This window comes from Pseudoalteromonas xiamenensis (assembly GCF_017638925.1).
GTDB lineage: Bacteria > Pseudomonadota > Gammaproteobacteria > Enterobacterales > Alteromonadaceae > Pseudoalteromonas > Pseudoalteromonas xiamenensis.
Genome location: NZ_CP072133.1, coordinates 3,110,450 through 3,135,716, shown reverse-complemented (window position 1 = coordinate 3,135,716; position 25,267 = coordinate 3,110,450). Strand labels below are relative to the sequence as shown.

Here is a 25,267-nt window from a genome sequence, read left to right as displayed (position 1 = left end):
CGATACGGATTAAAACGAGTGCGCCCATTTATTGCCATAATGCGCTAAGCGCTTCAATGACGACATGATAGCGAGCTGGAAGCTGTCTATTTTTCTTCGTCACTTTGAAAAGGGTTTCCAAAACGACGTGATTTGACTGCATTATTTTAAGTTTATTCGCATGATGGAAGCTATCTAGCGCACTTTTTGGCAAAACTGTAAAACCAATCCCTTGTGCAACTGGTTCTAAAATTTGGCCAATTTGGTTAACGGCGCCAACAACCGGAATGGCATCGATATGGAGACGCTCAAGCCCTACTTCACCGCAGTTTGCAAAGTACAAAGACAAGTAATGTTCTGCATCGGGATGAGACACCAACCCCAAATGTTGGAGTAATTCCGACTTATTTTCAGACAGTTCGGTCTCGCTAGGTACAATCAGACAGAGTTCTTCCTGACCTAATATGCTCGAATCGAATAAATGGGGGGTGCTAATGTCAGTGACAATTCCTAAGTCGATATTTCCCTGTTTTACTTCGCTTAATATTTGATAGTTTGGTGCTGCTTTTAACTTCATGACCAACTTTGGATGTAGCGATTGGAGTTTCAGTAAAATGGGATAGAGTACTAGCGCGACAGAACCAGAACATGCAATCGAAATTTCACCGCCAAATGGGTCGTCACGCGAAAGCGCGTCAAGCATGCGCTCTTCGTTAAGTGCCAAGTTGACCGCATATTCATACACCAACAAGCCTTGTTCTGTAATTGAAAATGACTTCTTATCTCGCTTAATTAAACTATGGCCGCACGCTTGTTCTAATTTGCTGACATGTTGGCTAACGCCTGGCTGGGTCATAAACAATTTCTCAGCAGTTTGCGTAAAATGCCCTGTCTCAACAAGTGTTACAAAAGTCTGAAGCCAAATTGGGTTTAGCATGCGTCACCATAATCTTATATTATTAAATTGATTATTAATCATAATTTCAAATAATAATAGCATTTTCCTACACTCCTCTCTGTACCTGCATAGGTTAGATCCAATCAGCACGTTAGGAGCGAAATATGAAAATGAATCACGTCGGAATTATGGTCGGAGATATGGGAAAAGCGGTCGAATTTTACACTCACGTTCTCGGGCTTCGAATTGTAATGAACAACACAAAAGTTGTAGAAGAGCGGGAAACGGCAATTGGCCGCATGTGTATCGCCGTATTTGGTGAAGGGTTTGAAGGCTTCAACATTGCCCACCTAGTCACGACAGATGGTATTGGCGTGGAACTGTTTGAGATGAAAAACAGAGATGAACGTCATGATTTAAATTTTGCACGCTTGGGCATCTTCCATTTTTGTTTACAAACGGATGATTTCGAGCGTGTTATGCGTAAAACAGAAGAATTCGGTGGAAAGGTCAGAATGGACGTCATGCGCTATCACCCTGAAGATGAGAGCAAACCCGCCAAAATGGTGTATTTAGAAGACCCGTTTGGTAATTTGTTCGAGCTTTACTCACATAGTTACGAAGAAACGTATGCGTCTGAATATGAATAACGAGTCGCGTCTTTATTTGATGACAACGTAATAAGTTAAGTTCCTATCCCATTTTTGCATCGAGGTTGATGAACACCAGTAATTCGACCTCTTATTTTTGGTGTCTAGCGGTGAACCTTTTTGATCAATCTCTTAGACTGTATCTGACGTCACAGCCAGTATTGGGAAGTTAAGCACTATAAGATCAGACTGCTTCATGTTCTTAAATTAGCATTCGAAGCCACCCAAAAAACGATAAATTGAAGCAACTTATCGCGTTTCTATCCTACACATAATGCACGGTGCAAAGCGCGCCCCCCAAAGATTCATAAGTGGTGAAGCTTAAAATATCAGTGAAATGGAACGCTATGTAATGGACAAATACGGCTCGGTTATGCGGCAAAAACACATATCTATATGAAGTTAAAAGAAAAAATAAATTACATGGCGAGCCGAGTAAGGCTCGAATAAGTAAAGTCTCGTTTTTTCTGACTACTTTTTTGGTTGCCTGAAGAAAAAACAGTTGGTAACTTGTTGCTATTATTAGAAATAACAAATGATTAGTGAAATAAAATAGGGTTGTGGATAACTTCCTTAACCGAGAATCTCGCTAATACGCTGTTGAACTAAGCCGCTACGCGGAGATCGCCAACCTCACCATTTTCACCACACTTATCTTTGGGTATTCCAACTTATCCGGAGGTAAACATGGACCCATTGATAGAGCAAGTAAGAGTCGAAATCGGTTATTTAGGGTATTCAGAGTGCACCACAAAAAGCTACTGTGAACACGTGCAAAAACTGAGTCGTTATATCAATAAGCCATTGGCTCAAGTCACTGATGAAGAACTCAATGCGTTTTTTAGAACATCAGCGATACGTCGCTTGTCACGCGCCAGCCAAAAGCTACAGATAAACAGCATTTGGTTTTTGTTCAAACACATTCTAAAACGCCCACTAAACCTTGATATTGTGTTGCCTAAAGCTAAGCAGCAAGCGCCAAGTTATTTATCTCGAGAGGACGTTCGGCATTTGGTCGATAGTTGCCAGGATATGCGACTAAAAACACTGATTGTATTGTGTTACGGCTGTGGATTGCGAGCGGGCGAGGTCGTGCGGATTAAAGTGAAAGACATCAGTGGTGAACGTCACACGATTTTAATTGAGCATGGTAAAGGGGATAAATCGCGTTATGTCGTGGTGCCAGAAAGTGTGTTGCAGCTGCTACGACAGTATTGGCGGATGTATCATCCAAGTACGTGGCTTTTTTACTCACGCTGGGTGCGTGACCAAGCGATGTCGGTGTCTTGTTTCAGAAAAGCCTTACTAAAACACGCTAAAGCGGTAGGATTGGAGACACGTTGCCACCCTCATGCACTGCGTCATGCCTATGCGACTCACCAACTTGAATCAGGTATGCCACTGCACCAGTTACAACATCAATTAGGGCATAACAACATAAAAACCACCGAGGCTTATCTGCATTGGCTGCCGGAACTCGGGCATGGTGGTGTGGATTTACTCGCCAATTGGTTTACGTCATGAGCGAGTACCACATTGCCGATATTTTACATGAGGGGTTAGCATCCTACCGACAGCACCATACGATAAGTTACCAACAAATAAGAGCATGTCAGCATATTCAATCGTGTCGCACAGGTAAACTGGGGTATCAAGAGTGGCAATGCGACGACTGTGCCGAGGTTGAACGTATTGGATGCAGTTGTCGAGATAGACATTGTCCACGTTGTCAGGGCTATGCGACACAGCAATGGATAACGAAGCAACAAGCGAGGTTATTACCGTGTCGTTACTTCCACTTGGTGTTTACGCTGCCTCATGAACTGAATCCACTGGCTCAACATCAGCCTAGCATGGTGTACCAAAGCCTATTCCAAGCCGCTTGGGCGACATTGACCCAGTTCGCCGCCAAGAAAGGTCATGGTCAATTGGGCATGACCTGTGTGTTACACACATGGGGGCAAACGCTGAGTCAGCATATCCATTTACACTGTCTAATTCCGGCGGGGTCGATACGACAAGGACGCTGGTGCACGATAGACAACAACTACTTATATCCGGTCAAAGCACTCTCGCGTGTATTTAGAGGCAAAATGCTTGCGGCATTGTACGCTAGAAATAAGGATGTCGTGCACGTTAGCACGCCGACAGAATGGTGCGTTTATAGCAAAGCGTGCCTGACGTACAGTCCTTACTTAGTGAGCTATTTAGCGCGGTATACACGAAAAGGGATGATGTCGGAACATCGACTGGTTGCGGTGGATGAACAAGGGGTGAGCTTCAGTTATCGAGATTATAAGGATGAGGATAAGCGAAAAGTCATGCAGCTAAGCCGAGACGAGTTTATCCGGCGGTATTTATTGCATGTATTGCCAAAAGGCTTGATGCGAATACGGCACTATGGCTTTTTAGCCAACGCGAGCTATAAACGAGTACAACGCATAGTAAGGTCAATTGAACAAGAAGCCCAATCCTCACCCCAAAGAGAATCGCAACCACCGAGGTTACCGTGTTGGACATGTAAAGTCTGCGGACATGGGCGATTGAGTTTAAAATCGGTGGTCACCGCAAAAAGGCATAATCCAGACGACGTAACCGCGGATATCCGACAGAGTTAGCAGCGTCAACGAGCTGCCTAAATTCAATGAGTTACCCTAATTGAACGGATTGGGATGGGATGTGCTGCGCGGTTTATAAAAAGATTGCTTACAGCCCCTTAATTCGCTGTAATAGAAACATAAAAAACACGACTGAGCGATGCTAGGAAGCGCAAAGTAAGATAAAGGATTGAGCAAATCACCCACTTGCCCCTTAGGCTTAAAAAAGCAAATTCCCATAGCATAAACGATACCAAGCTACGTGCAGGTAGCGCCTCAGTTCAACAAGGGATTATGTGACACAAACAACGTGTCCCATAAATACTAATACGTTAGGGCAATCAGGAATTAGGAAGTTATGGCAACATTTTTGGCGATTTTTAGTATCTTGTCTGGAACAGCATCAATACTTGGCTTAGTCCATGTATTGAAGGGGGAAACAGAAATTGAATTCAAGAATATTACAATTGGAGCATTTCTTTTAGCTGGGGCGGTGTCGTTATATATTCTTTTTATCCCGGGAACATATTTCGAAAATTCGGTAAGCAGTAAATTGCAGCGTTATTCGAAAGAAGGAGCAGAATCAATACTTATTCAGCAAGGTGATTTTTCGTTTGACGGTATGAAAGAGTATGCGGTCAAATTTCCAGAGCCATTTAGTAAAACACCCTTAGTAGAGATTATTAATGTAAATGGTTATAAGTATGCTCCATACGTTGAGAGAGTGACTCAATTTCAAGTTGTCTTTAAAAGAAGTAGTGACGGACCTAGTTGGACACCTCAGTCTTTCCAGAATTTTATCTGGATTGCTAAAGGTGACCCTCTCAATAAATACGTGGCAGCAGGCTCTAACAAGTAGCGGCAACGGACTTGCAAAACTGTCACTCGTTTTGCCAAAAATCCGGCAAAACAAGCGCCAATTTTGCAATCCGTCGCGCTAGGCGTTATATGCACTTATGAATAATCGGGAATCGCTGTTAAACAAGTTAAGGCAGGCTGCTGAGCTGGTTCGAGAAAGTAGTGACGTACATTCAGACTATTTCACCAGTGCAGAATCTTTCGCAGTCGAAATTGAACGTCTAGCTGATTTAGTTTCTAAAAGTAATCACAGTCCCTTGGCGTATTTTCGTGCACTAATTGCAAGAAAGCGGGCTAAGTATACTTGGTGTGCTCCAACTTTTGATTTAGATGATTACTTAGTGGGTACACCACAAGCAGCAGAGTTTGGGAATTCTATCTATGCACTACTTTAATCGTGCATATAACAAGTTAAATCATCGGAAAACCACTCGTCGCGCTCGCGTTTTCCGCTGTTTAAAGCGTTATGTTCTTGGAGGTAAATTGAACATCAATTGGGAAAAAATTGAGAAAGTTTTCAGGTTGTTCTTTCCTGAGTTCTCAAACAAAGTAACTTGGGCTGTAGTCATTGCGGGTATCGGTCTAACTTCAACTTCGTTAGTGCAAAGTATTATCAATGCAGTCTTGGAAACTCAGTTTAATATTAGGATTCTAGGTCCATACGACTCTCTTATCGGTGTCGTCCTTATTGCCTTTGGATTGATTCACAATATATTGTTACAAAGAGAAAAAACTAAAATTGAAGTGAATGGTAAGAGTGAAGTTAATAAAAAAGCCATTGAGCACGACAAGGCTTTGTTCGAGCACCTCGATAGTATATTAGATGACGAGTACTTAATGGGGTTCTTTGAGGGGGTAGAAATAAATCACGCCTATTTTTATAGTAAAGTTAAGCCGCTAACGGATTTTATGTATGAAATTGAAAAGGTTAAAACAGAATTTGTACTTGATCCAATAGCATCGTCTCTCAATCAATTAAAGCCAGTAACACGTCAACTGGACGAGTTTTTTGTCTGTAATTTTGACGCATATGGTCCAGGCAGAGGTGATGACTTCTGGCTATGCCTACATCCTCAATGGAATTGTGACAGAGCTGGGCGTTGGGATGACTTCGAGGACTCAAAAAAATATGATGCAGCCATGAGGGATCTTTTTCAAATAATTGATAATTATAAAGAAATGTATAAATGTTATCGGCTTGCGGTGAAAAGAGAGTTATGCGTTTAGTACGAACATAACAAACGCTTCAAGACGGATTCGCAACGCGTGGCATTTTTTATCATGCGTGGAGTTTAGTGATTTAGGTGGTGTGCAGAAGCAACGTATTGCGTTGCTCACCACTTAAGCGGGCGTAAGGCAACAATTTAATGAGCGAGTTCTCGAAAAATACATAGAATGTTGTGAGCATGGAAAGCAGCAAGCAACCTATGTTTGTCAGCATACAGTGCAAAGCCTTAATGATAGTATTCCAAGAGGTTTCTGGTCAGCAGAAGCCAAGCCAGGGGATACGCGTCCTGATTCATGGTGTAACGATTGCGAAGAAATGGTTAATAAAACCGGTGGAGAATGGAACGATGAGTCCGAGTTATTTGCTGGTGTAAAACTAATATGTGGCGCGTGCTACGATCGGGTTAAGCAGCTAAATCGTAAAGGCCAGAGAAATTGGTGGCAGTTATGGAGGTAAAGCCTTATAACGCGCGCCTCAACAAAAGGACGCAAAACACTTGGCTTGTGCTCCTTCGTCGCTAATTTTAATTAAGCAATGAATACTCCATGATATAAAACACACGTTTTACTTCCGCTCATAACTGCCCCAGTCTAATTCCTTTCATTAATACTTACGGAGCAGATATGAGCTAAACCGTTTTATACGACCAAATACTTACTTAATGTATTTTGCGATAAACTGACCAACGAGTTTTCCTTGGTCGTTTAACAATGTATCCATTTGGTCAATCGACTTCATTGCGGAGACCGCCGTTTCCATCGAGTCATTCGCAAGTCCAGATATTGTCACGGCATTCCCATTGAGTTCATTAGAAACGTTAGACATTTGTTCCGTTGCCGTCGCGATTTGGTAATTAAGTCCAGAGATCTCACTGACGATGGTGTTTATTTCACTCAAACTCGATTTCGTCCCTTCTGAACGTGAAACACATTCCACTGATTTATCAACACCAAGTTGAATAGCCGAAACCGCTTTGTCCGCCTTTTGTTTGAGTCCCGCAATGATGTTGTCGATTTCTTTTGTCGAGTCCTGTGTTCGCTGAGCAAGCGCTCGAACTTCATCAGCAACTACCGCAAACCCTCTGCCCTGCTCTCCAGCCCTTGCAGCCTCAATAGCTGCATTTAATGCGAGTAAATTGGTTTGTTCTGAAATGCCGCGAATAACGTCAACGACGCTGCCGATTGTGACAGTCTGAGCGTTTAAGTCCGCAATGTCTTTTTGCGTTTTGGTAAGCTCATCCGATAATTGGTAATTCATTTCCATGTTGTCATTCACAGCCTGACTACCCTCTTTCACCCGTTTTAAAGCAAGTTCAGATTGTTCTGCAGCTTGCGTGGTGTTGTGAGCAATTTCAGAAATGGTTGCTGACATCTCATTAATAGCTGTTGCAAGCGATCCCGTTTGCGATTGCTGTTCGGCGAGATTAACCCGACTTTTATCACAATCATCAACGGCGCATTTTGCCAGTGTTGCAAGTTCATCACTCGAATCTTTTACACGACCCAGAACGGCTCTTAGCTCAGACTCACGAGCGATCAAGGCAAGCTCGATAGCGGCAATGTCATTGACTTTATTCAAATAGATTTTTTGCATCAGGGCATTGTCATAAACAGATTTGGCTTTTTCTGACAATCGTCTCACGGGTGACAATGCTTTGTATGCAAACGCTACCACCGCACCAAGCAGTGCTGTTTCGGCAATGATTGACCAAGGTTTATCCAGAAAACTAATGGCAATACTTAGAAAGTAGAAGGCAATCAAACTTGCCATAATCTGTGCGGCGAGCGACCAAGAAGCTCTGGTGATACTCTCAAGGCTTTTGCCCTGATTAAGCTGTTGATAGATAGATTCGCTTCGTTCGATTACGTCCCTAGTCGGCTTTGTACGTACAGATTGATATTCAACCGTTTTACCGGATTCGTCCTTAATTGGCGTAACAAAGGCATTAACCCAGTAATAATCTCCATTTTTACAACGGTTTTTTACCATCCCCATCCACGGTTTACCTGCTTGAATATAGTCCCAGAGGTTTTTAAATGCAGCTTTAGGCATTTCCGGATGACGAACAACATTATGTGGCTTCCCTTCTAACTCTTCGAGTGTAAATCCTGCCACCTTGCAAAAATCTGCATTGGCGTATTTTATTTGCCCTTTCGTATTTGTTGTCGACAGTAAGTTGTAGGAAGCTGGATAATCGTTTTCTTTATTCGTTACGGAATTTCTACTCAAAGCCATATTTATTTACTCAAGTTGAAAAGCACGATGATAACCACAAGCTAATCCAAAAGTATTAAAACATTCGTCGCCAAATTGACCAAAATCAAAGCATTAAAAGGATTGACTAGAAAATACACAGGAAGTAGCTATGAGATGAATAAATAAAATTTAGGATCTTTAAAGGGGAATGCAAGGAAGATTCAGAAATTACAAAAACGTTAGAAGGTGTTGAAGTGAGTGGCGTCCCCTAGGGGATTCGAACCCCTGTTACCGCCGTGAAAGGGCGGTGTCCTAGGCCTCTAGACGAAGGGGACAAAAAATCTGCTTAGTGAATTATAATTCACTGATTTTTTGTTAGCGGGAGAGCGAGCTCTGCGAGTTCGACCTTCTACTTTCAAAAAAAAGCGTTTTGTCACTAGGACTGGTTATTTAGACTCTAACCATACGAGTTAATTGGCTTGGCACTTCAAGGAAGTGGCGTCCCCTAGGGGATTCGAACCCCTGTTACCGCCGTGAAAGGGCGGTGTCCTAGGCCTCTAGACGAAGGGGACAACATAAGCTGTCACTAGGACTGGTTATTTAGACTCTGACCATACGAGTTTATTGGCTTGCACTTCAAGGAAGTGGCGTCCCCTAGGGGATTCGAACCCCTGTTACCGCCGTGAAAGGGCGGTGTCCTAGGCCTCTAGACGAAGGGGACAAAAAATCTGCTTAGTGAATTATAATTCACTGATTTTTTGTTAGCGGGAGAGCGAGCTCTGCGAGTTCGACCTTCTACTTTCAAAAAAAAGCGTTTTGTCACTAGGACTGGTTATTTAGACTCTGACCATACGAGTTTATTGGCTTGCACTTCAAGGAAGTGGCGTCCCCTAGGGGATTCGAACCCCTGTTACCGCCGTGAAAGGGCGGTGTCCTAGGCCTCTAGACGAAGGGGACAACATAAGCTGTCACTAGGACTGGTTATTTAGACTCTGACCATACGAGTTTATTGGCTTGGCACTTCAAGGAAGTGGCGTCCCCTAGGGGATTCGAACCCCTGTTACCGCCGTGAAAGGGCGGTGTCCTAGGCCTCTAGACGAAGGGGACAACATAAGCTGTCACTAGGACTGGTTATTTAGACTCTGACCATACGAGATTTTTTCGCTTTTAAGAACACGCTTAAGGACTCGAGCCTTACCGTATATAGCACTTCAAGGAAGTGGCGTCCCCTAGGGGATTCGAACCCCTGTTACCGCCGTGAAAGGGCGGTGTCCTAGGCCTCTAGACGAAGGGGACAACAAAAGCTGTCACTAGGACTGGTTATTTAAACTCTGACCATACGAGTACACTAAAGTGGTGGAGCTAGGCGGGATCGAACCGCCGACCTCTTGCATGCCATGCAAGCGCTCTCCCAGCTGAGCTATAGCCCCTTGCTCGATGTGATTTTTACATCACTTATCGCTGAGTGCGGGGCGCATTCTATGCACCACCACACGCAAAGTCAACAGTTTTTAGCAAACTTTTTGTCAACTGATTCTTCTTTAAACAAAGTGGATTAATTTCATCCTAAATCCCCCCTATTCTACTAACTAATATCAACAATTCAAATAGATAGTACAAAAAGAAAACAACAAAAACGTAAGTCTTTAAAGCAACTATTACGTCCGATTAGATCTATTGTTATTGCAGCAGTGAGTACCGCAATGCTCCTTCGTTTCATATCTCCAAAATCATCACTTAAATTTGCTAATTAGAAATCAAACTAAAAGAAGTAGGGTTTTAACACATCGAAAGTTAACCGACTTCCGCTAATTCTATACATTTATGGGAAAACTAAATTTGAGTTGGTTTTCCTGACCAAGGAGAACATCACAGTAAGTATATTGAAGTAGTGGCGATTCATTCGTTGGTCTTAAATCGGTATTTATGGTATCGCACTATATAGGTAGGCGTTGTGACTCTGCTTAGTTTAATAACGACTACATTAGGTAGTTGCTTCCACATTGCGTTCATCTATAGTGCGAGTAATACAAGAGGTACAATACTATCGAAGTTTAAGTAACCTATGTCGATTCATCTTTTTATAAGCTCCCGACTTAACTTCCCAGTTCATCGCGATGCTTATATAGAAGTGTAATAAAGCGCCGAGGAGCACATCGATAAACTGGTGCATAACATCCAAAGATCTTCGAAATAAATTTGCCCAGCATTACGGAAACCCTCTCCTTTATAAATACAAGTAAAAAGAAGCCCAATGTAAACGTTTATCAAGCTAGAGCGAAGATGGATTACGCTTTGTCGAGACGCAATCATACTCTGTTCCGATTAGCTGCAATTTACAAGCGGACAAACACATACCCTCCCCTTTGCTTTTCGTGGTTTAAAACCAGCCAATATTTCTATATTTCGTACAAGCTGGTCATAAAACCCTCATACGATTCATTTTTGCGAATGTAAGTATTGACACTCTTCGAACTCTCCCTATAATACCGCCCCACACGACGATGCAAATTGTCACAAAATGTGGGTTGTTAGCTCAGTTGGGAGAGCATCGCCCTTACAAGGCGAGGGTCACTGGTTCAAGTCCAGTACAACCCACCACATTTTGCTTTCGTTCGCTATCTAGATGGGTTGTTAGCTCAGTTGGGAGAGCATCGCCCTTACAAGGCGAGGGTCACTGGTTCAAGTCCAGTACAACCCACCAAATGTTTAGGTTAGTTTGGCCTGCATCGCCGCCTTTTACAAAAAAAGGCGAGCTAGTTCAAGCCTTATAAAACCCGACATCATCTAGATAAGTGTTGATCACTATAACTCACCCATTTCTAGATGGGTTGTTAGCTCAGTTGGGAGAGCATCGCCCTTACAAGGCGAGGGTCACTGGTTCAAGTCCAGTACAACCCACCATCATCTAGATAAGTGTTGATCACTATAATTCACCCATTTCTAGATGGGTTGTTAGCTCAGTTGGGAGAGCATCGCCCTTACAAGGCGAGGGTCACTGGTTCAAGTCCAGTACAACCCACCATCATCTAGATAAGTGTTGATCACTATAACTCACCCATTTCTAGATGGGTTGTTAGCTCAGTTGGGAGAGCATCGCCCTTACAAGGCGAGGGTCACTGGTTCAAGTCCAGTACAACCCACCATCATCTAGATAAGTGTTGATCACTATAACTCACCCATTTCTAGATGGGTTGTTAGCTCAGTTGGGAGAGCATCGCCCTTACAAGGCGAGGGTCACTGGTTCAAGTCCAGTACAACCCACCATCATCTAGGAAAAGTGCGAATCACTATAATTTCATCATCTTTTTAAGATGGGTTGTTAGCTCAGTTGGGAGAGCATCGCCCTTACAAGGCGAGGGTCACTGGTTCAAGTCCAGTACAACCCACCATCATCTAAATGCCAATCAGCAAGCATCGCCACTTCTTATAAGGGAAAGGCAAACTAGTACAAATTCAGAAAAACCTGCCATCCACTATATGCCATCCGGAAAGCATCGCTATTTTTTATCATCAAAATTATTCTCTCGTTTAACGTTCGAATGTTTGCTTTCATCTCGTTGTAGGTAATAACAATCACAACAGCTCTACTTTGTCAGAAAAAGAGATGCTGAATTGTCTATTGGTTAATCGAACTAAACGCAACTTCTCTTTTCTATTCCCAAAATCAAATATTGCGTCTAGACTGTTGATATTGTGCTTAAAACTCAGATGTAAGATGGCGTTAGTAAACCTGACTAGTTCGAAAATTTTAATTGTCGAGGAACAGCCTCTTGCACTTAATTACATTAAGCATTCCTTGGAGCGATTGGATTATCAGAATGTTCGCTTCGCGGAAAGTGCCCCAATCGCCAAAGAAATATGTCAGGTTGAAACCTTTGATCTCATTATTTGCTCCTTCGACCTTAGTAAAAAACAAGACGGCTATCAGCTCTACGAAGAACTAAAAGCAAAACGATTAGTTCGCAACATCACCGGTTTTATCTTTGTTTCGGCAGAAACCAGTGGCGCGCTTGTTCACAGCGTATTGGAATTACAACCAGATGACTTTTTGGTGAAACCCTTCACCATCAATGAACTAAAGGCACGAATTGAACGAGTGTTAAAGCGTAAACGGGCGCTTAAAAAAGTACTTACACTCATCGACGATGGCAACGATTCCAAAGCGCTTAAATTCATTAATTCAGAACTAGATAAAAACGATCAAGCCCACACTCCCCTCTTGCTTCGTTTAAAAGGGGATGTGCTCATTCGCTTAAAGCAGTACGAAGAAGCAAAGCAATTTTTCAAATCAGCCTTAGAGTTACAAAAATTTACATGGGCGAAAATTGGTCTTATTGAAGCATTAATTGCCAATAATGAGCACGTACTTGCGCATCGTATGCTTAAAACGCTACTTGAAAAAAGTGAGACTCGGCTGGTCGCGTTGGATTTACTTGGACAACTCGAAATCCGATTAAATCAGTTTGAACAAGCACAAGAGTTTTTAAGTCAAGCATCTGAAATGGCGCCTCGCAATATCACCAGGCAAAAGTCCCTAAGCCGTGTTGCTCAAATAAACCATGACTATGAGCGCAGTTACATTGCACATAAAGATATAGCTACCTACGCTAAAAACTCCATACATGACAGTCCAGAGGTTTATCTCAATGTGGTTCGGGCTGGTATTGATTTCGCGCTGAGCACAGATCAAAGCGAGCAAATCACTCGGATCACTCGGCAAACACAACAATATCTGCAAGATTTAAAGCACCAATTCCCACATGCTGACAATCAAGCACAAATCGATGTGTTAAATGCTCGGTTACATTATCTACGTGATGAAAACCAAAAAGCAAAACGCTTGATGGAACAATTGGAAGATGAAAAGTTTATCCGCTCTATCGATGGAGTCCTTGATAAAGCAAAAGCCTTACATGAACTGGGTTTTCATCACAAAGCACAAGCACTTTTCAATCAAATTATTGATCACTGCGAAAAGCATAATAAAGATGACGACGATGTAATGCTTCACTACATACATCAGCAACAGTCTGAGCGTAAAGACATTACCATGGGTCCTCGTGAGCTAAATAACCATGCGGTTAATCAATTTAATCGAGGCCAAATTGAAGTAGCATTGGAAGCATTTTCTCAAGCATTCCGTATCATGCCAAAGAATGCCAGCATCGCGTTGAACCTATTGCAATGTTTGCTTGATAGCAGTAGTCGTAAGGGTCAAACGTTCAACTCCAATTTAGCTGGACGCTGCGTTAAAACCCTGAAAGAGGCAAAACTAGAGCCAGAACAAGAATCACGCTTTGAAGCTCATCATGGAAAAACTTAAAGAGATGGGGCTTTCGTTAAATTAAGCTGAAAAAAGCGCGTTTAGCGCTTCATCATTCCACTTTGGTTAATGAGAGTGCGTTAACACAATAACGCAGTCCGCTGAGACTCAGGCCCATCTGGAAATACGTGCCCAAGATGGCTGTCGCAAACATTACACACAATTTCAACTCGCTGCATGCCATGCGAGTCATCGCCAATGTACGCCACCATTTCGGGTTTGATTGGCTGAGTAAACGAAGGCCACCCTGAGCGGCTGTCAAATTTTTCAGACGCATCAAACAATAGTTCACCGCAACACGCACATTGATACTGGCCTGGTGTGAAGATAGAGCAACTTTGAGAACTAAATGGGCGTTCAGTTCCCTTTTTCCGCGTGATATAAAACACTTCCGGCTCGAGTTCTCGTTGCCAATCGTCTTGTGTCTTAACTACTTTTCTTGGCGGCTCAGGATTACCATGTTTAATAAAAAGTAAAATCGAATTCCACGTCAGCATCACAGTTCCTTGAATAAACCTTGTTAACTATTTTTTCGGTGGCTCGTGTTCTGGCCAGTCATTAAAAAAGTAGGCCAAATACTGGCTCTTCAACAGATATAAAATCACCCACGCAACCATAACCAACTGTACAGCAATAAAGCCAGAAAATTGATAGTAGGAAAGCTGAGCTTTCCAAAGTAACCACCCTAAATCTAAACAGGCAGTCAGTAACATAGGGTAGCGCATAAACCGCCATAACGTCGCGATTTTCGGTGAACTACTCGGCCTTCTGAATGAATACACTACCGCTGAAATCAACGCGCCACTCGCAATGCCCATGGCAACAAAAAAGTCATGTTTACTATGATAAAAAATAGACATCAAATCGAGTCTCAGGCTGGCGAGAAACCGCAACTAACACCCAAATTAGGAAAGGACGAAGCAGCACAAGCAAACTGAGATTAAACGCAATTGGCGCTCGATAAACCCCGTATTTATCCCAATATTCTGGCCCGTACTGCTTAATCATTGTTTTTTAACCTTCGTGTTTCTGCAACAGCGCAATAAGCGCGTCCTCATCCATTACAGGTACATTTAACTCTTGCGCTTTAGCAAGCTTGGAGCCCGCTTTTTCACCGGCAAACACACCATCGCTATTCTTAGATACGCTGCCAGCAACTTTAGCACCCAACGCCTGTAAGCGCGCTTTGGCATCATTCCGATTCAATTGAGTTAACGTACCAGTTAGCACATACGTAAGCCCTGCAAGTGGCAACGCATCTGCCGATTTCTCTTCTATTTGAGGCCACTGAAGTCCAACTTCAAGTAGTTCATTCACAACTCTCAGATTGTGCGGCTCACTAAAAAAGGCAAATAGATGATTCGCGACCACGATCCCAACATCTGGCACCGTTTGAAAATCATCAATGGAGGCCTGTTGCAACGCATCCAACGTTTTGAAGTGGGTAGCCAAATTCTGCGCCGTCGCTTCGCCAACTTCACGAATACCGAGCGAATAAATAAACTTAGCAAGTGTGGTTGATTTCGCGTTTTCGAGCGCGTCAACGAGATTCTGAGCTGATTTTGGATCCATGCGCTCTAACGTTTCAAAATGTCCCTGACGCAGCTTAAATAGGTCAGCAGGCGTTTGTATAAGTTCACGTTCCACCAGCTGTTCGACAATTTTGTCACCCAGTCCGTCGACATTCAGAGCCTTGCGCGATGCAAAATGTTTAATTGCTTCTTTGCGTTGTGCCGAACACACTAATCCACCTGTACACCGAGCGACAGCCTCACCCTCAATGCGTTCAACGTGAGAACCACACACAGGACACGCGTCAGGGAATTGAATTTCTCGCGCATCACCTGGACGTCGCTCAAGTACAACTTGCGTTACTTGCGGAATAACATCGCCTGCACGACGGATGGTGACCGTATCACCAATCATGACACCCAAACGAGCGATTTCATCACCATTGTGCAACGTGGCGTTTGATACAGTTACACCACCCACAAAAACAGGTTCCAAACGTGCAACCGGTGTAATTGCTCCAGTTCTACCTACCTGAAATTCAACATCCAACAAAGTTGTGAGTTCTTCTTGAGCTGGGAATTTAAAAGCGATAGCCCAACGAGGTGCTCGGGCAACAAACCCCAATCTTGATTGATATTGTTTGTCGTTCACTTTAATCACGACACCATCAATTTCATAAGCCAATTGAGCACGTCGCGTGAGAATATCTTGGTAGTATGCTAAAGCGTCTTTTGCATTTTCCACTAATTTGATTTCTGGGCACACGGGCAAACCAAACTCTTTTAATTGCATCAATTGTGCATAATGTTCGGTATCGAGTTCCATGCCTTCTACTTGTCCCATCGAATAGGCGTAAAAGCTAAGCGGTCTATTGGCCGTTATTTTGGGGTCTAATTGACGGAGGCTACCCGCAGCAGCATTTCGAGGGTTAGCGAACGTTTTGTCGCCTTTTGCAAACGCGGTTTCATTTAGTCGATTAAAGCCCGCGACATCCATAAAAACTTCCCCGCGAACTTCAAGAACCGCAGGGATGTGTTGGCCTCGTAACTTAAGTGGAATGTTGCGAATGGTTTTTACGTTTTCTGTAATGTTTTCACCTACCTGCCCGTCACCGCGCGTGGCGGCTTGAACCAAAACACCCTTTTCGTAAATGATGGATACAGCAAGTCCATCTAATTTCGGTTCGCAGCAAAACGCAATATCATCCGAAATAACTAAACGCTCTTTAAGACGTCGATTGAACGAGGTAAAGTCGGCTTCATCAAACGCATTATCAAGGGAAAGCATTGGAATAGCATGCGTCACCTGATCGAATTTATTTAACGCTTGGCCTCCCACTTTTTGGGATGGTGAGTCAGCGGTTAAAAATTCTGGATGCTCAGCTTCAAGCTTTTTCAGCTCTTTCATTACTCGGTCGTATTCCGCGTCTGGCACCGTTGGATTATCAAGCACGTAATACTGGTAGTTAAAATCTTCTAATTTACTTCTTAGTGTTTGAATTTGTTCTAAAACGGTATTTGACATCTCAACCTCTAATGACAAAAAAGCCACTTGCTGTGCGCAAAGCGGCTTTTAAAATTTTCTATACTGCGCTGAAACTCAACGCGAATTCATACCTAAAGTGCAACAGCATCCAATCATGACACCATTACGCGGCGTATTCTCGAACCTTTTCAACGTAAGTACGAACCATGGCGACCGATAACGGCTCACGATTAGAATCCAGCACTTCTGCACCAAATTCTTCAGCCAATTTTTTAGCTGCACTATGAAGCATGTTAAACGCAGCTAAACTATCGCCTTCGCACGGCAAAGTCATAAATAAACTCACACCTGCAGTGCTAAATTGTTCCATATTATCAATATCAAACGTACCTGGATTAAAACTGTTCACCAAACGGAACATAACAGGTCCATTTCCTGATGGTTCAACATGGCGATTAAAGAAACCTTCTTCAGAGTACTTAAACCCTAGGCTAAGTACGCACGGCAGCAATTTAGAGCCAGCCATCGTTAAGCCTTCTGGCATGCTGATGTGGAGAATAATGAAATCACTTGGCTCAGCGACAGGCTCAGACTCGCTTTCATTTTTTTCAGGTTCAGCCTTGTCTTCGACTTCACTTTCGTGAACCGCAACAGGCTCTTCGTCTACAGCAGTTAGATTTATCTCACCAATTTCTGGCTCGTCATCTCTCGCTGTACTCGTTGTCGAATTAGTTTCAGACGCGATAGCTGGATCGCTCTTTGACGTGCTTTCGCTACGCTCTTTACGACGAACTGACCATAATCCATGGATTAGTAACCCGCCAATGACTAGAGCACTGATAATCAAAAGCGCCCATCTTAACTCTGTAGCCATTACTCACCTTTTGTTGTTGCTTTTGTCTAAGTTTGTGCCATTTGCACAGCTTGTTCAATATCTACAGCCACCATTCTCGATACACCTGGCTCTGCCATAGTCACCCCTGTGAGACGACCCGCCATTTCCATTGCGACCTTATTATGACTGATATAAATAAATTGCACCGATTGAGACATTTCCTCAACTAAACGACAAAAACGTCCGACGTTCGCATCATCCAGTGGCGCATCAACTTCATCCAGCATACAAAACGGTGCAGGATTAAGCCTAAATATTGAAAACACTAATGATAATGCGGTCAGCGCTTTTTCTCCACCACTTAAGAGGTGAATTGTCGAGTTTTTCTTGCCGGGCGGTCTCGCCATGATGGTTACACCGCTTTCCAACATATCATCTGATGTTAATTCTAGATACGCGCTACCACCACCAAACACCTTAGGAAACAGCTCACTGAGGTCGTTGTTAACTTGCTCAAAGGTTTGTTTAAAGCGACTTTTTGTTTCTCTGTCGATTTTCTTAATGGCGTTTTCAAGCATGTCTAGTGCCGCATTTAAGTCATCAAGCTGCGCATCTAAATATTGTTGTCTCGCAAGCGCTTCTTGATGTTCTTCAATCGCCGCGAGGTTCACCGCACCAAGTTCATCTAATTGACTGACCACGTGCGATAGTTGCGTTTGATGCTTAGCTGCATCCGCATCACTTTGGAGCGTCTCTAATACTGCCTTTAACGTCGTATTAAGTTCTGCCAACGGTTCTAGCGCGGCCTGTGCTTTAAGCAGTAACCCTTGCTCTTCGAGTTGTAGGGCTTGGCGCTTGGTTTGAAGCGTCATTTGTTGTTTGGATACATCTTTTAGGCTCGCTTGTTTTTCATCAAGCGTTTGTTTGGCTGAGGTAACTGCTTCGTTGTGCGCTGCAATTTCCTCATCACATTGCTGATGAAGCGCGAGAAGTGCTTCAATTTCAACATCGAGTTCAAGTAACGGTTCGGCGTTCAGTGCTTGCTCTTCAAACACACTTTCAATACGTTCAGCAGCGGTTTGCTGAGCCTCATCCAGATGCGCCAACTTAGATTTCGCTAATGCTAAGTCACTGCTAACTCGTTGTTCTTGTAATTTGCATTCGTGAAGTTGCGCTTGGGCGTCCTGAATTCGTCGCTGTAGGGCATGTTGAGTCGTTTTGACTTCAAGAAACTGCTCTTCTTCTTTTTGCACCGAACCAGTTTGCGATGTCACTTTTTCTTCCGCATCAAAAATGAGTTGTTCAGCCTCAACCAAACTTTCATCGAGCACTTGAAGCTGAGACTCTAAGTCAAGCACTTGTGTATTTAATACGGATCGACGACTCTGAAATTGCGTGACCTGCTCTTGAACCATTGAGATCCGAGAATTATTTGCAGCTATCCACTGAGACACTTCATGCACCGCGGATTTTTCAAGCTCCAAAAGAGCGCATATCTCGTCAATTCGCAGATTGCATGTTGAAACAGACTCAATTAATACCTCTACATCTGATTGCAAAGATGGTTCAAGTGATTGTAACTGGCGCAATGATGCATATTGCGTAAGCCGCCCTTCACCCGTTTTGGGCGCCGCGGTAAAATTCTCACCAAATAATACGCCGTCTGCATTGATAGCTAAAACCCAGTGTTTATCAACGTGCTCTCGACCGCCGTCCGCTAACCATTGCACATCGTTCAAAAGAGACGGAAAAATTCCCGCCTCAATTAAGGTTGCCACAGAACCTTCTTTGGTAGTCTCTTTCAATGGCCAAACGTGATTTAATTCAACATCTGTCGCGACACCAAGATGGTCCAAACCGAGTAACGCGTGTTCAACCACGGATTCATACCCCTGCTTGACGACTAACTGCGCTAAAAAAGATTCACTCCCTTCTTTCGGTTCATCACCGAGCACTTGAATAAGCGTCGCAACTTGAGTTTGCACTTGGTGACGTTGTTGCTCAGCCTTTTGTAGCTGCGCTTCAAGCTCCCCTCTTCGCGCCTGTTCACTCTGCAATTGTTCTTTTAATACTTGCGATTGGCGTTGGTGCTTTGCTAACACTTCCGTTTGTTGTTTATGGCTTTGTTTTAATGCGTCCAACTGTTCGCTGGGATCTTGTTGAGACTGTGTGTATTGCTCCGCTTGCAGCTGCGTTAGACGCTCTTCAAGGAGGTGGTACTTCTGCCCGTTGCTTTGTTTATTGAAGTGAAGTTGTTGCAGCATTTCTTTGCTTTTTTGGAGTGCGGACTTAGCATCAAGAATGCTTGACTCTTGTTCAACAAAAAGGACTTGCTGCTGTTCATATTCAAGTTGCAACTCATCCAGCGCCGCTTCTTGAATTAGGCGCGTCTCGAGTGCTTCTTCCACTTGTTCAACCAAAATTTCAACGTGTTCTTGTTGTGCTCTCGTCAGTTCGGTTGTTTCTTGGGTGGATTGCGTCAATTGAGCAAGCTGAGATTGAAGATTTCGCTGCTTCTCTTGTAAATGGAGTTTTTGCTGCTCAGCACGCGCTAAATCCATCTGCGTTTTATGTTGCTGATTCTTGGCCTGAGTTAATGCATCGTTTGCGATGTTAACCTGCGCTTCTAGCGCGCCCAATACGTCTTCATGGCCACCATGAGCGGATTCAAGAAACGCCAATTCAGCTTCTAGCTTCGCAAGTTGATTCGCTTTCTCAAGTTGTTTTGCATGCAGCGATTGCCACCTCAACACAGCCAATTCGCCTTTTAGCAATCGCTCTTGCGTTTTCAAAAGACGATATTGAGTCGCAGCTTCAGCTTGGCTAGACAGGCGAGTCAACTGAGTATTTAACTCTTGGCGCACATCCAATAGACGCTCTAAGTTATCACGCGTACTTTTGATGCGAGTTTGCGTTTCACGTCGACGTTCTTTGTACTTCGATACGCCCGCTGCTTCTTCGATAAAAATACGTAAATCTTGAGGCTTACTTTCAATAAGCCTTGAAATCATGCCCTGCTCGATAATCGCATAGCTGCGAGTACCAGTCCCGTGCCCAAAAATATATCTGTAATGTCACGACGGCGGCATTTGCTGCCATTGAGATAATAGAGAGATTGCCCGTCTCGTGTTACTACCCGCTTTATAGCAATTTGATTGCGCTCAGCAAACGTACCCGGCAAACGACCTTGGGTATTGTCAAAAGTGAGTTCAACTGAGGCTTGAGAAACAGGCTTACGATGCGTTGAGCCATTGAAAATGACATCGGTCATGGCGTCACCACGTAAGTTCTTCGCAGAACTTTCACCGAGCACCCAACGTACGGCATCAATCACGTTTGATTTGCCACAGCCATTTGGCCCGACAACACACGTCATTTGATCTGGGAATGGGATTTTCGTCGCTTCGACAAACGACTTAAATCCAGCAAGTTTTATACTGCTCAGGCGCATCAGCTATCGTAATCTAGGTTGCGATTATTGTTATTATGGAGGCTCTTACCTTAACTGTGTCGTTTGATATTGTCCACAATGATCCCCGTTGCCATTGCGACATTCAACGATTCCGCGCCACCAAAAGCAGGAATGGTGATTTTATGTGTTACAAGTGCTTCAATTTCAGGACTGATCCCATGAGATTCACTCCCCATCACTAGCACCCCTTTATCAGTGAACACCGTTCTATGAACATTTTCTCCGTTCAGAAACGCACCATAAACAGGCCCATTATAGTGGCTGAGTAGCCCATGCAAGTTGGTTCGAAGTGAATTGACGCGCACGAAACTCCCCATCGTTGCGCTGATGGTCTTTGGATTAAATTGATCCGCACACGTTTCACTTAGCACGATTTGCTTAAACCCGTACCAATCGGCAACGCGGATAATGGTGCCCAAATTACCCGGATCTGATACCCCATCAAGCGCTAGAACCCAACCAGATAAGTCAATTTTTGCTTCTTCAGGAATAGGCACGATGGCTATCGCTGCGTTGTTGCTAACTAACGTGCTGACTTTAGTTAGTTCCTCTTCTTGTGTTTCGATGACATCGATGTGTTTGAGTGCGCTTTGGTTTTGTTCAATAAATTGTGGTGTCGCAAATAACGCATCCAATTTGATCCCCGCAACGAGCAGTTCTAAGACGTTTTTTTCTCCCTGTACGAGATATTGTCCGTATTGTTTACGATACTTTTTTTGCCCTAGAGCGCGAATCAGTTTCAATTGATTTTTCGATGCCATTAATTACTTCTCCGTTTAACCGCACAAGTATAACGTCAACCACTTAATATGCGAAACACAACCTGAAAAGTAACGCTTTTTACCGATGCCATTATTGCAAAATTGTCCCCAATTCGGTAAATTTATGCGCCTATAGCATAGGGAATTTTATAAAATGGATTCAACTACTCACTCTCAACCGGAATCAACACTTGTTGGTGCGAAGTTCACGGGCGATTCAAAAACCTATTTCAATATTTGGATAGTGAATATCTTTCTAACGATAATCACTCTCGGGATTTATTCCGCGTGGGCAACCGTGCGTAACCGTCGTTACTTCTATGGCAATACCTCAATCGCGAATCACCGATTTGAGTATCACGGTAAGCCGATTCAAATCTTGAAAGGTCGTGCGATCGCGTTCGTGCTTTTTGCAATTTACATGGTCTGTAGCGTTTATTTACCACTTGTGGCTGCGCTAATCGCGCTCGTTATCATGATTGCAACACCTTGGTTGGTGAATCAAAGTTTGCGATTTAATCTTGGAATGACGAGTTATCGCAATGTCCGTTTTTCATTTAAAGGGACATACGGCGGGGCGTTCACTAATTTTATTGTTTTCCCATTTCTGAGTGTATTCACGCTCCACTTAATGCTTCCTTACGTAATAAAACGTATCGACATGTATATCCACAATAACATTAGTTATGGGAATCAAGCTGCGCAGGTTGAGCTGTCTACAAAGGAATACTATAAAACCGTGTTAATTTGTGTGATTGCTGGTCTTGGCATGGTGTTGGTTCTGATGCTTATAGGCTTTTTAATGTCTTTAGCTTTAGCGTCTACGGCTGTATTAATACCGGTAGGCTTTGTTGCGCTAAACTTAGTATTTGTTTCCTTTATCGCTGCGCTTTACCAAGGACGTATTCGTAACCACATTTTCAATCATGCCAATATTGGTCAGGTCGCGGAATTGCATTCAAACGTTGACGAATTTGCGTACGCTAAACTACTCGTTGTAAACGCCTTTGCCATTGTATTTTCCTTTGGTTTAGCGTTTCCATGGGCGAAAGTGCGTAAAGCCGAATTCCTTGCACAAGCAACAGGCGTCACCTTTACAAGCGATATCGACCACGTTGTAAACACCATGGTTGAAGAGCAAAGTGCCTTTGGTGAAGAAGCATCTAATTTCTTAGATGTCGACTTATCGATCGGATAAATTTATGACTCCGATATTTGGACGACTATATTTAGTGCGTGGCGGGCAACCGCGACGCGCTGTTGCAACTCTCCAAGGTAAGACGCTCATTCTTAACGTTGATGACGTTGAGACAGATCATTACCCACTAGAGTTCGTCGTATTTGATGACCCGCTACCAGGGGTTCCTGCAAATGTTGTGCTGCCGAGCGGCGATAAATTCGAGCCAGAGGACCACGCATTTCGCTGGCCTACACAAACAACACAAAATGCGCTCGAACGGCTCGAACAAAACAAGCGGTGGATTATTGCATCGCTGATTGGCGTGCCTCTGCTTTTGTGGCTGATTATTGCTTATCTTTTACCCTCATTAGCGCTGTATACTGCCAAACATATGCCCGACCCCATCATTGAGCAAATGGGCATACAGTCGCACGCCATGTTAAAGCGTACCATGCTTGATGAATCAACATTGAGTGCGGACGAGAAAGATGACATTACCGCCCTATGGACATCCACAGTAAAGCGTCTTCAGTATCAACATCAAGCTTTAGGCATCAATCGCTCATATGCGTTGTATTTTTATGATTCTGAAATACTGGGTGCAAATGCATTAGCGTTGCCGAATGGCGATGTTGTGGTGACTGATAAGCTGGTGAGAAGGCTTAAAGAGAATAAAAATGCGCTCGTTGCCGTATTGCTTCATGAGATTGGACATGTTGAACAGCTACATAGTGCTCGTATGGCGTCACAGTCGGCACTCACCGCAATCGCCGCTGCAACCTTGTTTGGTGATTTAGAAAGTCTTGCCGAAGTACTAGTGGGTACAGGCATCACGGTTGCACAGCAACAGTTTTCACAGCAAATGGAATGGGAAGCCGATGCCTTTGCTCTTGAGAATCTCGCGCGCTTAAATATGCCGAAAAGTGCTCTGGGTGATGCACTTGAAACGATTGTTGCAAGTAAAAAAGATGAACACAATTCTATGGAACATTCAGTTTTGGATTCTTACCTATCGTCTCATCCAGATACCTTGGAACGAATAGCAGCATCTCGGCGCTGAGATCGCTTGTCATTTGAGGAGTTCAATCGTAGAGTCTTGGGCAAATTCATATTTAAGGAAAAAGAATGAAACAAGCCGTTACGATTGGACTTGCACAACTCCCTGTTGTTAGAGGGAACATTTCAGAAAACCTCTCGAATCATCTCAATCTAATTGAAACTGCTGCGAAACGAGGCTGTGATCTCCTTGTTTTTCCGGAGCTTTCGTTGACGGGGTATGAACTCGACTTAGCAGAGTCATTAGCACTTGCAGTTGATTCACCTCACCTTAATTCGCTATCAGAAGCTGCTACTAACAACAATATTAACGTACTTGTAGGTGCACCTCTTTGGCAAGATGACCGTCGTAAATCGACGATTGGCGCGGTAGTCTGCTTCTCCGATGGACACCGAGAGTTCTATTCTAAGCAATACCTTCATGATGGTGAAGAACACTATTGCTCATCCGGTGACCAAGACTACGCATTTACACTGAATGGGTTCAATATGGCCGTGGCTGTTTGCGCGGATTTCTGTGCCTCGGAACATTCGGCACGAGCGAAAGCACAGGGAGCTGATTTGTATCTTGTCAGTGCGCTCATTTCAGAAAAAGGCTTTTCAGTTGACTCTGAATTACTCTCTGCCATTGCTGAGCGTAACAAAATGCCGACATTGTTGTGTAATCACATCTCAAAAACCGGCGGCTGGCAAGCTAATGGGCATAATTCAATCTGGAATGCTGAGGGCACAATGGTGTTCAGTTCAAATAATAAAGACAGCGGTATTGTGTGCTGTACAATCACGAGGAATGAACCCAATTCTGACTTTGTGCTAGAAAGTTACTGGTCTTAGGTGATTGCCGTTTCGTGAAAGTCAGTTGAATTAAGCCACCTTTGCCGTAACATAGTCGTTGTCTTTAGCAACAATTCCGCAAATAGGAAAAACCATGTCGCCCGAAATAGCGATTATTTTACTGACATTGATTGTATTGGTGTTTTGCTACGGTGTGGTCAACCCACGCTTTGCAGGATCGAATTTTAATAAAATTTCACTGCAAGATTTGCTCGCATCTATCGTGGTATTTTCGGTGGTCGGGAGTGTTTACTACGGGTCAGGTAAAACGTTTTCTCTCTTTATTACTGAGGTAAACTGGTTTTGGTTTACTTTAGTTGTATATGCGGCAATTGAACTCCCCTGCTTCCTTTGGTATCGCAGACAGTACGGTATCTCTTTCCCTTAATAAGTAAAAAGC

General features: G+C 43.5%; 18 protein-coding genes, 14 tRNA genes and 2 pseudogenes. 18 read left to right on the top strand and 16 right to left on the bottom strand.

The features are described 5' to 3' along the window. Positions 1 to 28: 28 nt before the first annotated feature. Positions 29 to 916 carry a LysR family transcriptional regulator gene (locus J5O05_RS15155; RefSeq protein WP_208842779.1) on the bottom strand — a complete coding sequence of 296 codons (888 nt, stop codon included), beginning with the start codon at positions 914 to 916 and terminating at the stop codon, positions 29 to 31. Between the two features lie 125 nt (positions 917 to 1,041). Here J5O05_RS15155 and J5O05_RS15150 point away from each other — a divergent pair, with 125 nt between their 5' ends. The 6 genes from J5O05_RS15150 to J5O05_RS15125 all read left to right on the top strand — a co-directional run bounded on the left by J5O05_RS15150 (position 1,042) and on the right by J5O05_RS15125 (position 6,209). After that, on the top strand, positions 1,042 to 1,527 hold the full coding sequence (locus tag J5O05_RS15150) for a VOC family protein (protein WP_208842778.1): 486 nt from the start codon (positions 1,042 to 1,044) through the stop codon (positions 1,525 to 1,527). A 687-nt stretch (positions 1,528 to 2,214) separates the two neighbouring features. Further along, positions 2,215 to 3,051, top strand: coding sequence for a tyrosine-type recombinase/integrase (locus J5O05_RS15145; protein ID WP_208842777.1), 837 nt, complete (start codon positions 2,215 to 2,217; stop codon positions 3,049 to 3,051). Further along, entirely contained in the window at positions 3,048 to 4,145 is a 1,098-nt protein-coding gene (locus J5O05_RS15140) for an IS91 family transposase (RefSeq protein ID WP_244369652.1), read from the top strand. Before J5O05_RS15145 ends, J5O05_RS15140 begins: the two co-directional genes overlap by 4 nt. A 337-nt stretch (positions 4,146 to 4,482) precedes the next feature. Then, a complete protein-coding gene (locus J5O05_RS15135) occupies positions 4,483 to 4,983 on the top strand; it encodes a hypothetical protein (RefSeq protein WP_208842776.1) in 501 nt (166 codons plus the stop codon). 97 nt (positions 4,984 to 5,080) lie between these two features. After that, complete coding sequence (locus J5O05_RS15130; RefSeq protein WP_208842775.1) at positions 5,081 to 5,377, top strand: hypothetical protein; 297 nt, start codon at positions 5,081 to 5,083, stop codon at positions 5,375 to 5,377. Then, positions 5,364 to 6,209, top strand: a complete 846-nt coding sequence (locus J5O05_RS15125) for a hypothetical protein (protein WP_208842774.1) — start codon at positions 5,364 to 5,366, stop codon at positions 6,207 to 6,209. The genes J5O05_RS15130 and J5O05_RS15125 overlap by 14 nt, the downstream gene beginning before the upstream one ends. Positions 6,210 to 6,864: 655 nt before the next feature. Here J5O05_RS15125 and J5O05_RS15115 read toward each other — a convergent pair. From J5O05_RS15115 to J5O05_RS15080, 8 genes are all read right to left on the bottom strand, one after another. Then, positions 6,865 to 8,445: a methyl-accepting chemotaxis protein gene (locus J5O05_RS15115; protein WP_208842773.1), complete on the bottom strand. Its 1,581-nt coding sequence runs from the start codon at positions 8,443 to 8,445 to the stop codon at positions 6,865 to 6,867. Positions 8,446 to 8,665: 220 nt separating this feature from the next. Then, positions 8,666 to 8,741 (bottom strand) — tRNA-Glu (locus J5O05_RS15110). A gap of 161 nt (positions 8,742 to 8,902) precedes the next feature. Continuing rightward, positions 8,903 to 8,978, bottom strand: a tRNA-Glu gene (locus J5O05_RS15105). 73 nt (positions 8,979 to 9,051) lie between these two features. Then, a tRNA-Glu gene (locus J5O05_RS15100) sits at positions 9,052 to 9,127 on the bottom strand. 160 nt (positions 9,128 to 9,287) lie between these two features. Continuing rightward, a tRNA-Glu gene (locus J5O05_RS15095) sits at positions 9,288 to 9,363 on the bottom strand. A gap of 74 nt (positions 9,364 to 9,437) precedes the next feature. Continuing rightward, positions 9,438 to 9,513: transfer RNA gene (locus tag J5O05_RS15090), tRNA-Glu, on the bottom strand. 113 nt (positions 9,514 to 9,626) lie between these two features. Then, positions 9,627 to 9,702, bottom strand: a tRNA-Glu gene (locus J5O05_RS15085). Between the two features lie 58 nt (positions 9,703 to 9,760). Continuing rightward, positions 9,761 to 9,836 (bottom strand) — tRNA-Ala (locus J5O05_RS15080). Between the two features lie 1,095 nt (positions 9,837 to 10,931). Between J5O05_RS15080 and J5O05_RS15075 the strand changes: the two genes are divergently transcribed. The 8 genes from J5O05_RS15075 to J5O05_RS15040 all read left to right on the top strand — a co-directional run bounded on the left by J5O05_RS15075 (position 10,932) and on the right by J5O05_RS15040 (position 13,732). Then, positions 10,932 to 11,007: transfer RNA gene (locus tag J5O05_RS15075), tRNA-Val, on the top strand. Positions 11,008 to 11,034: 27 nt separating this feature from the next. Next, positions 11,035 to 11,110 (top strand) — tRNA-Val (locus tag J5O05_RS15070). Between the two features lie 124 nt (positions 11,111 to 11,234). Next, positions 11,235 to 11,310: transfer RNA gene (locus tag J5O05_RS15065), tRNA-Val, on the top strand. A 45-nt stretch (positions 11,311 to 11,355) separates the two neighbouring features. Continuing rightward, positions 11,356 to 11,431, top strand: a tRNA-Val gene (locus J5O05_RS15060). Between the two features lie 45 nt (positions 11,432 to 11,476). Continuing rightward, positions 11,477 to 11,552, top strand: a tRNA-Val gene (locus J5O05_RS15055). 45 nt (positions 11,553 to 11,597) lie between these two features. Beyond that, positions 11,598 to 11,673, top strand: a tRNA-Val gene (locus tag J5O05_RS15050). A gap of 49 nt (positions 11,674 to 11,722) precedes the next feature. Next, positions 11,723 to 11,798, top strand: a tRNA-Val gene (locus J5O05_RS15045). 326 nt (positions 11,799 to 12,124) lie between these two features. Beyond that, positions 12,125 to 13,732, top strand: coding sequence for a response regulator (locus J5O05_RS15040; protein WP_208842772.1), 1,608 nt, complete (start codon positions 12,125 to 12,127; stop codon positions 13,730 to 13,732). Positions 13,733 to 13,784: 52 nt separating this feature from the next. Here the strand turns inward: J5O05_RS15040 and msrB are convergent. From msrB to J5O05_RS15010, 7 genes and pseudogenes are all read right to left on the bottom strand, one after another. Continuing rightward, positions 13,785 to 14,229, bottom strand: a pseudogene (gene msrB, locus J5O05_RS15035) (peptide-methionine (R)-S-oxide reductase MsrB). Between the two features lie 27 nt (positions 14,230 to 14,256). Then, a pseudogene (locus tag J5O05_RS15030) lies at positions 14,257 to 14,737 on the bottom strand (DUF2919 domain-containing protein). A gap of 9 nt (positions 14,738 to 14,746) precedes the next feature. Beyond that, on the bottom strand, positions 14,747 to 16,768 hold the full coding sequence (gene ligA, locus J5O05_RS15025) for an NAD-dependent DNA ligase LigA (protein ID WP_208842771.1): 2,022 nt from the start codon (positions 16,766 to 16,768) through the stop codon (positions 14,747 to 14,749). Positions 16,769 to 16,892: 124 nt separating this feature from the next. Then, the gene (locus J5O05_RS15020; protein ID WP_208842770.1) at positions 16,893 to 17,603 is read right to left on the bottom strand and encodes a cell division protein ZipA; all 711 of its coding nucleotides are present in this window, start codon (positions 17,601 to 17,603) and stop codon (positions 16,893 to 16,895) included. Positions 17,604 to 17,629: 26 nt separating this feature from the next. Continuing rightward, complete coding sequence (locus J5O05_RS15015) at positions 17,630 to 20,575, bottom strand: chromosome segregation SMC family protein (RefSeq protein WP_425281502.1); 2,946 nt, start codon at positions 20,573 to 20,575, stop codon at positions 17,630 to 17,632. Next, positions 20,572 to 21,015 carry an AAA family ATPase gene (locus tag J5O05_RS22895; protein ID WP_425281501.1) on the bottom strand — a complete coding sequence of 148 codons (444 nt, stop codon included), beginning with the start codon at positions 21,013 to 21,015 and terminating at the stop codon, positions 20,572 to 20,574. The genes J5O05_RS15015 and J5O05_RS22895 overlap by 4 nt, the downstream gene beginning before the upstream one ends. A 50-nt stretch (positions 21,016 to 21,065) precedes the next feature. Then, positions 21,066 to 21,797 carry a TrmH family RNA methyltransferase gene (locus tag J5O05_RS15010; protein WP_208842769.1) on the bottom strand — a complete coding sequence of 244 codons (732 nt, stop codon included), beginning with the start codon at positions 21,795 to 21,797 and terminating at the stop codon, positions 21,066 to 21,068. 154 nt (positions 21,798 to 21,951) lie between these two features. Between J5O05_RS15010 and J5O05_RS15005 the strand changes: the two genes are divergently transcribed. The 4 genes from J5O05_RS15005 to J5O05_RS14990 all read left to right on the top strand — a co-directional run bounded on the left by J5O05_RS15005 (position 21,952) and on the right by J5O05_RS14990 (position 25,255). After that, entirely contained in the window at positions 21,952 to 22,995 is a 1,044-nt protein-coding gene (locus J5O05_RS15005) for a YjgN family protein (protein ID WP_208842768.1), read from the top strand. Positions 22,996 to 22,999: 4 nt separating this feature from the next. Next, positions 23,000 to 24,037: a M48 family metallopeptidase gene (locus tag J5O05_RS15000; RefSeq protein ID WP_208842767.1), complete on the top strand. Its 1,038-nt coding sequence runs from the start codon at positions 23,000 to 23,002 to the stop codon at positions 24,035 to 24,037. A gap of 65 nt (positions 24,038 to 24,102) precedes the next feature. Further along, entirely contained in the window at positions 24,103 to 24,867 is a 765-nt protein-coding gene (locus J5O05_RS14995) for a carbon-nitrogen hydrolase family protein (RefSeq protein WP_208842766.1), read from the top strand. 94 nt (positions 24,868 to 24,961) lie between these two features. Further along, entirely contained in the window at positions 24,962 to 25,255 is a 294-nt protein-coding gene (locus tag J5O05_RS14990) for a hypothetical protein (RefSeq protein ID WP_208842765.1), read from the top strand. Positions 25,256 to 25,267: the final 12 nt, after the last annotated feature.

Bases quoted from the DNA above. Each gene is read 5' to 3' on its own strand.
- J5O05_RS15155 (WP_208842779.1), bottom strand. From the start codon at position 916: ATGCTAAACCCAATTTGGCTTCAGACTTTTGTAACACTTGTTGAGACA.
- J5O05_RS15150 (WP_208842778.1), top strand. From the start codon at position 1,042: ATGAAAATGAATCACGTCGGAATTATGGTCGGAGATATGGGAAAAGCG.
- J5O05_RS15145 (WP_208842777.1), top strand. From the start codon at position 2,215: ATGGACCCATTGATAGAGCAAGTAAGAGTCGAAATCGGTTATTTAGGG.
- J5O05_RS15140 (WP_244369652.1), top strand. From the start codon at position 3,048: ATGAGCGAGTACCACATTGCCGATATTTTACATGAGGGGTTAGCATCC.
- J5O05_RS15135 (WP_208842776.1), top strand. From the start codon at position 4,483: ATGGCAACATTTTTGGCGATTTTTAGTATCTTGTCTGGAACAGCATCA.
- J5O05_RS15130 (WP_208842775.1), top strand. From the start codon at position 5,081: ATGAATAATCGGGAATCGCTGTTAAACAAGTTAAGGCAGGCTGCTGAG.
- J5O05_RS15125 (WP_208842774.1), top strand. From the start codon at position 5,364: ATGCACTACTTTAATCGTGCATATAACAAGTTAAATCATCGGAAAACC.
- J5O05_RS15115 (WP_208842773.1), bottom strand. From the start codon at position 8,445: ATGGCTTTGAGTAGAAATTCCGTAACGAATAAAGAAAACGATTATCCA.
- J5O05_RS15040 (WP_208842772.1), top strand. From the start codon at position 12,125: ATGGCGTTAGTAAACCTGACTAGTTCGAAAATTTTAATTGTCGAGGAA.
- ligA (WP_208842771.1), bottom strand. From the start codon at position 16,768: ATGTCAAATACCGTTTTAGAACAAATTCAAACACTAAGAAGTAAATTA.
- J5O05_RS15020 (WP_208842770.1), bottom strand. From the start codon at position 17,603: ATGGCTACAGAGTTAAGATGGGCGCTTTTGATTATCAGTGCTCTAGTC.
- J5O05_RS15015 (WP_425281502.1), bottom strand. From the start codon at position 20,575: ATGATTTCAAGGCTTATTGAAAGTAAGCCTCAAGATTTACGTATTTTT.
- J5O05_RS22895 (WP_425281501.1), bottom strand. From the start codon at position 21,015: ATGCGCCTGAGCAGTATAAAACTTGCTGGATTTAAGTCGTTTGTCGAA.
- J5O05_RS15010 (WP_208842769.1), bottom strand. From the start codon at position 21,797: ATGGCATCGAAAAATCAATTGAAACTGATTCGCGCTCTAGGGCAAAAA.
- J5O05_RS15005 (WP_208842768.1), top strand. From the start codon at position 21,952: ATGGATTCAACTACTCACTCTCAACCGGAATCAACACTTGTTGGTGCG.
- J5O05_RS15000 (WP_208842767.1), top strand. From the start codon at position 23,000: ATGACTCCGATATTTGGACGACTATATTTAGTGCGTGGCGGGCAACCG.
- J5O05_RS14995 (WP_208842766.1), top strand. From the start codon at position 24,103: ATGAAACAAGCCGTTACGATTGGACTTGCACAACTCCCTGTTGTTAGA.
- J5O05_RS14990 (WP_208842765.1), top strand. From the start codon at position 24,962: ATGTCGCCCGAAATAGCGATTATTTTACTGACATTGATTGTATTGGTG.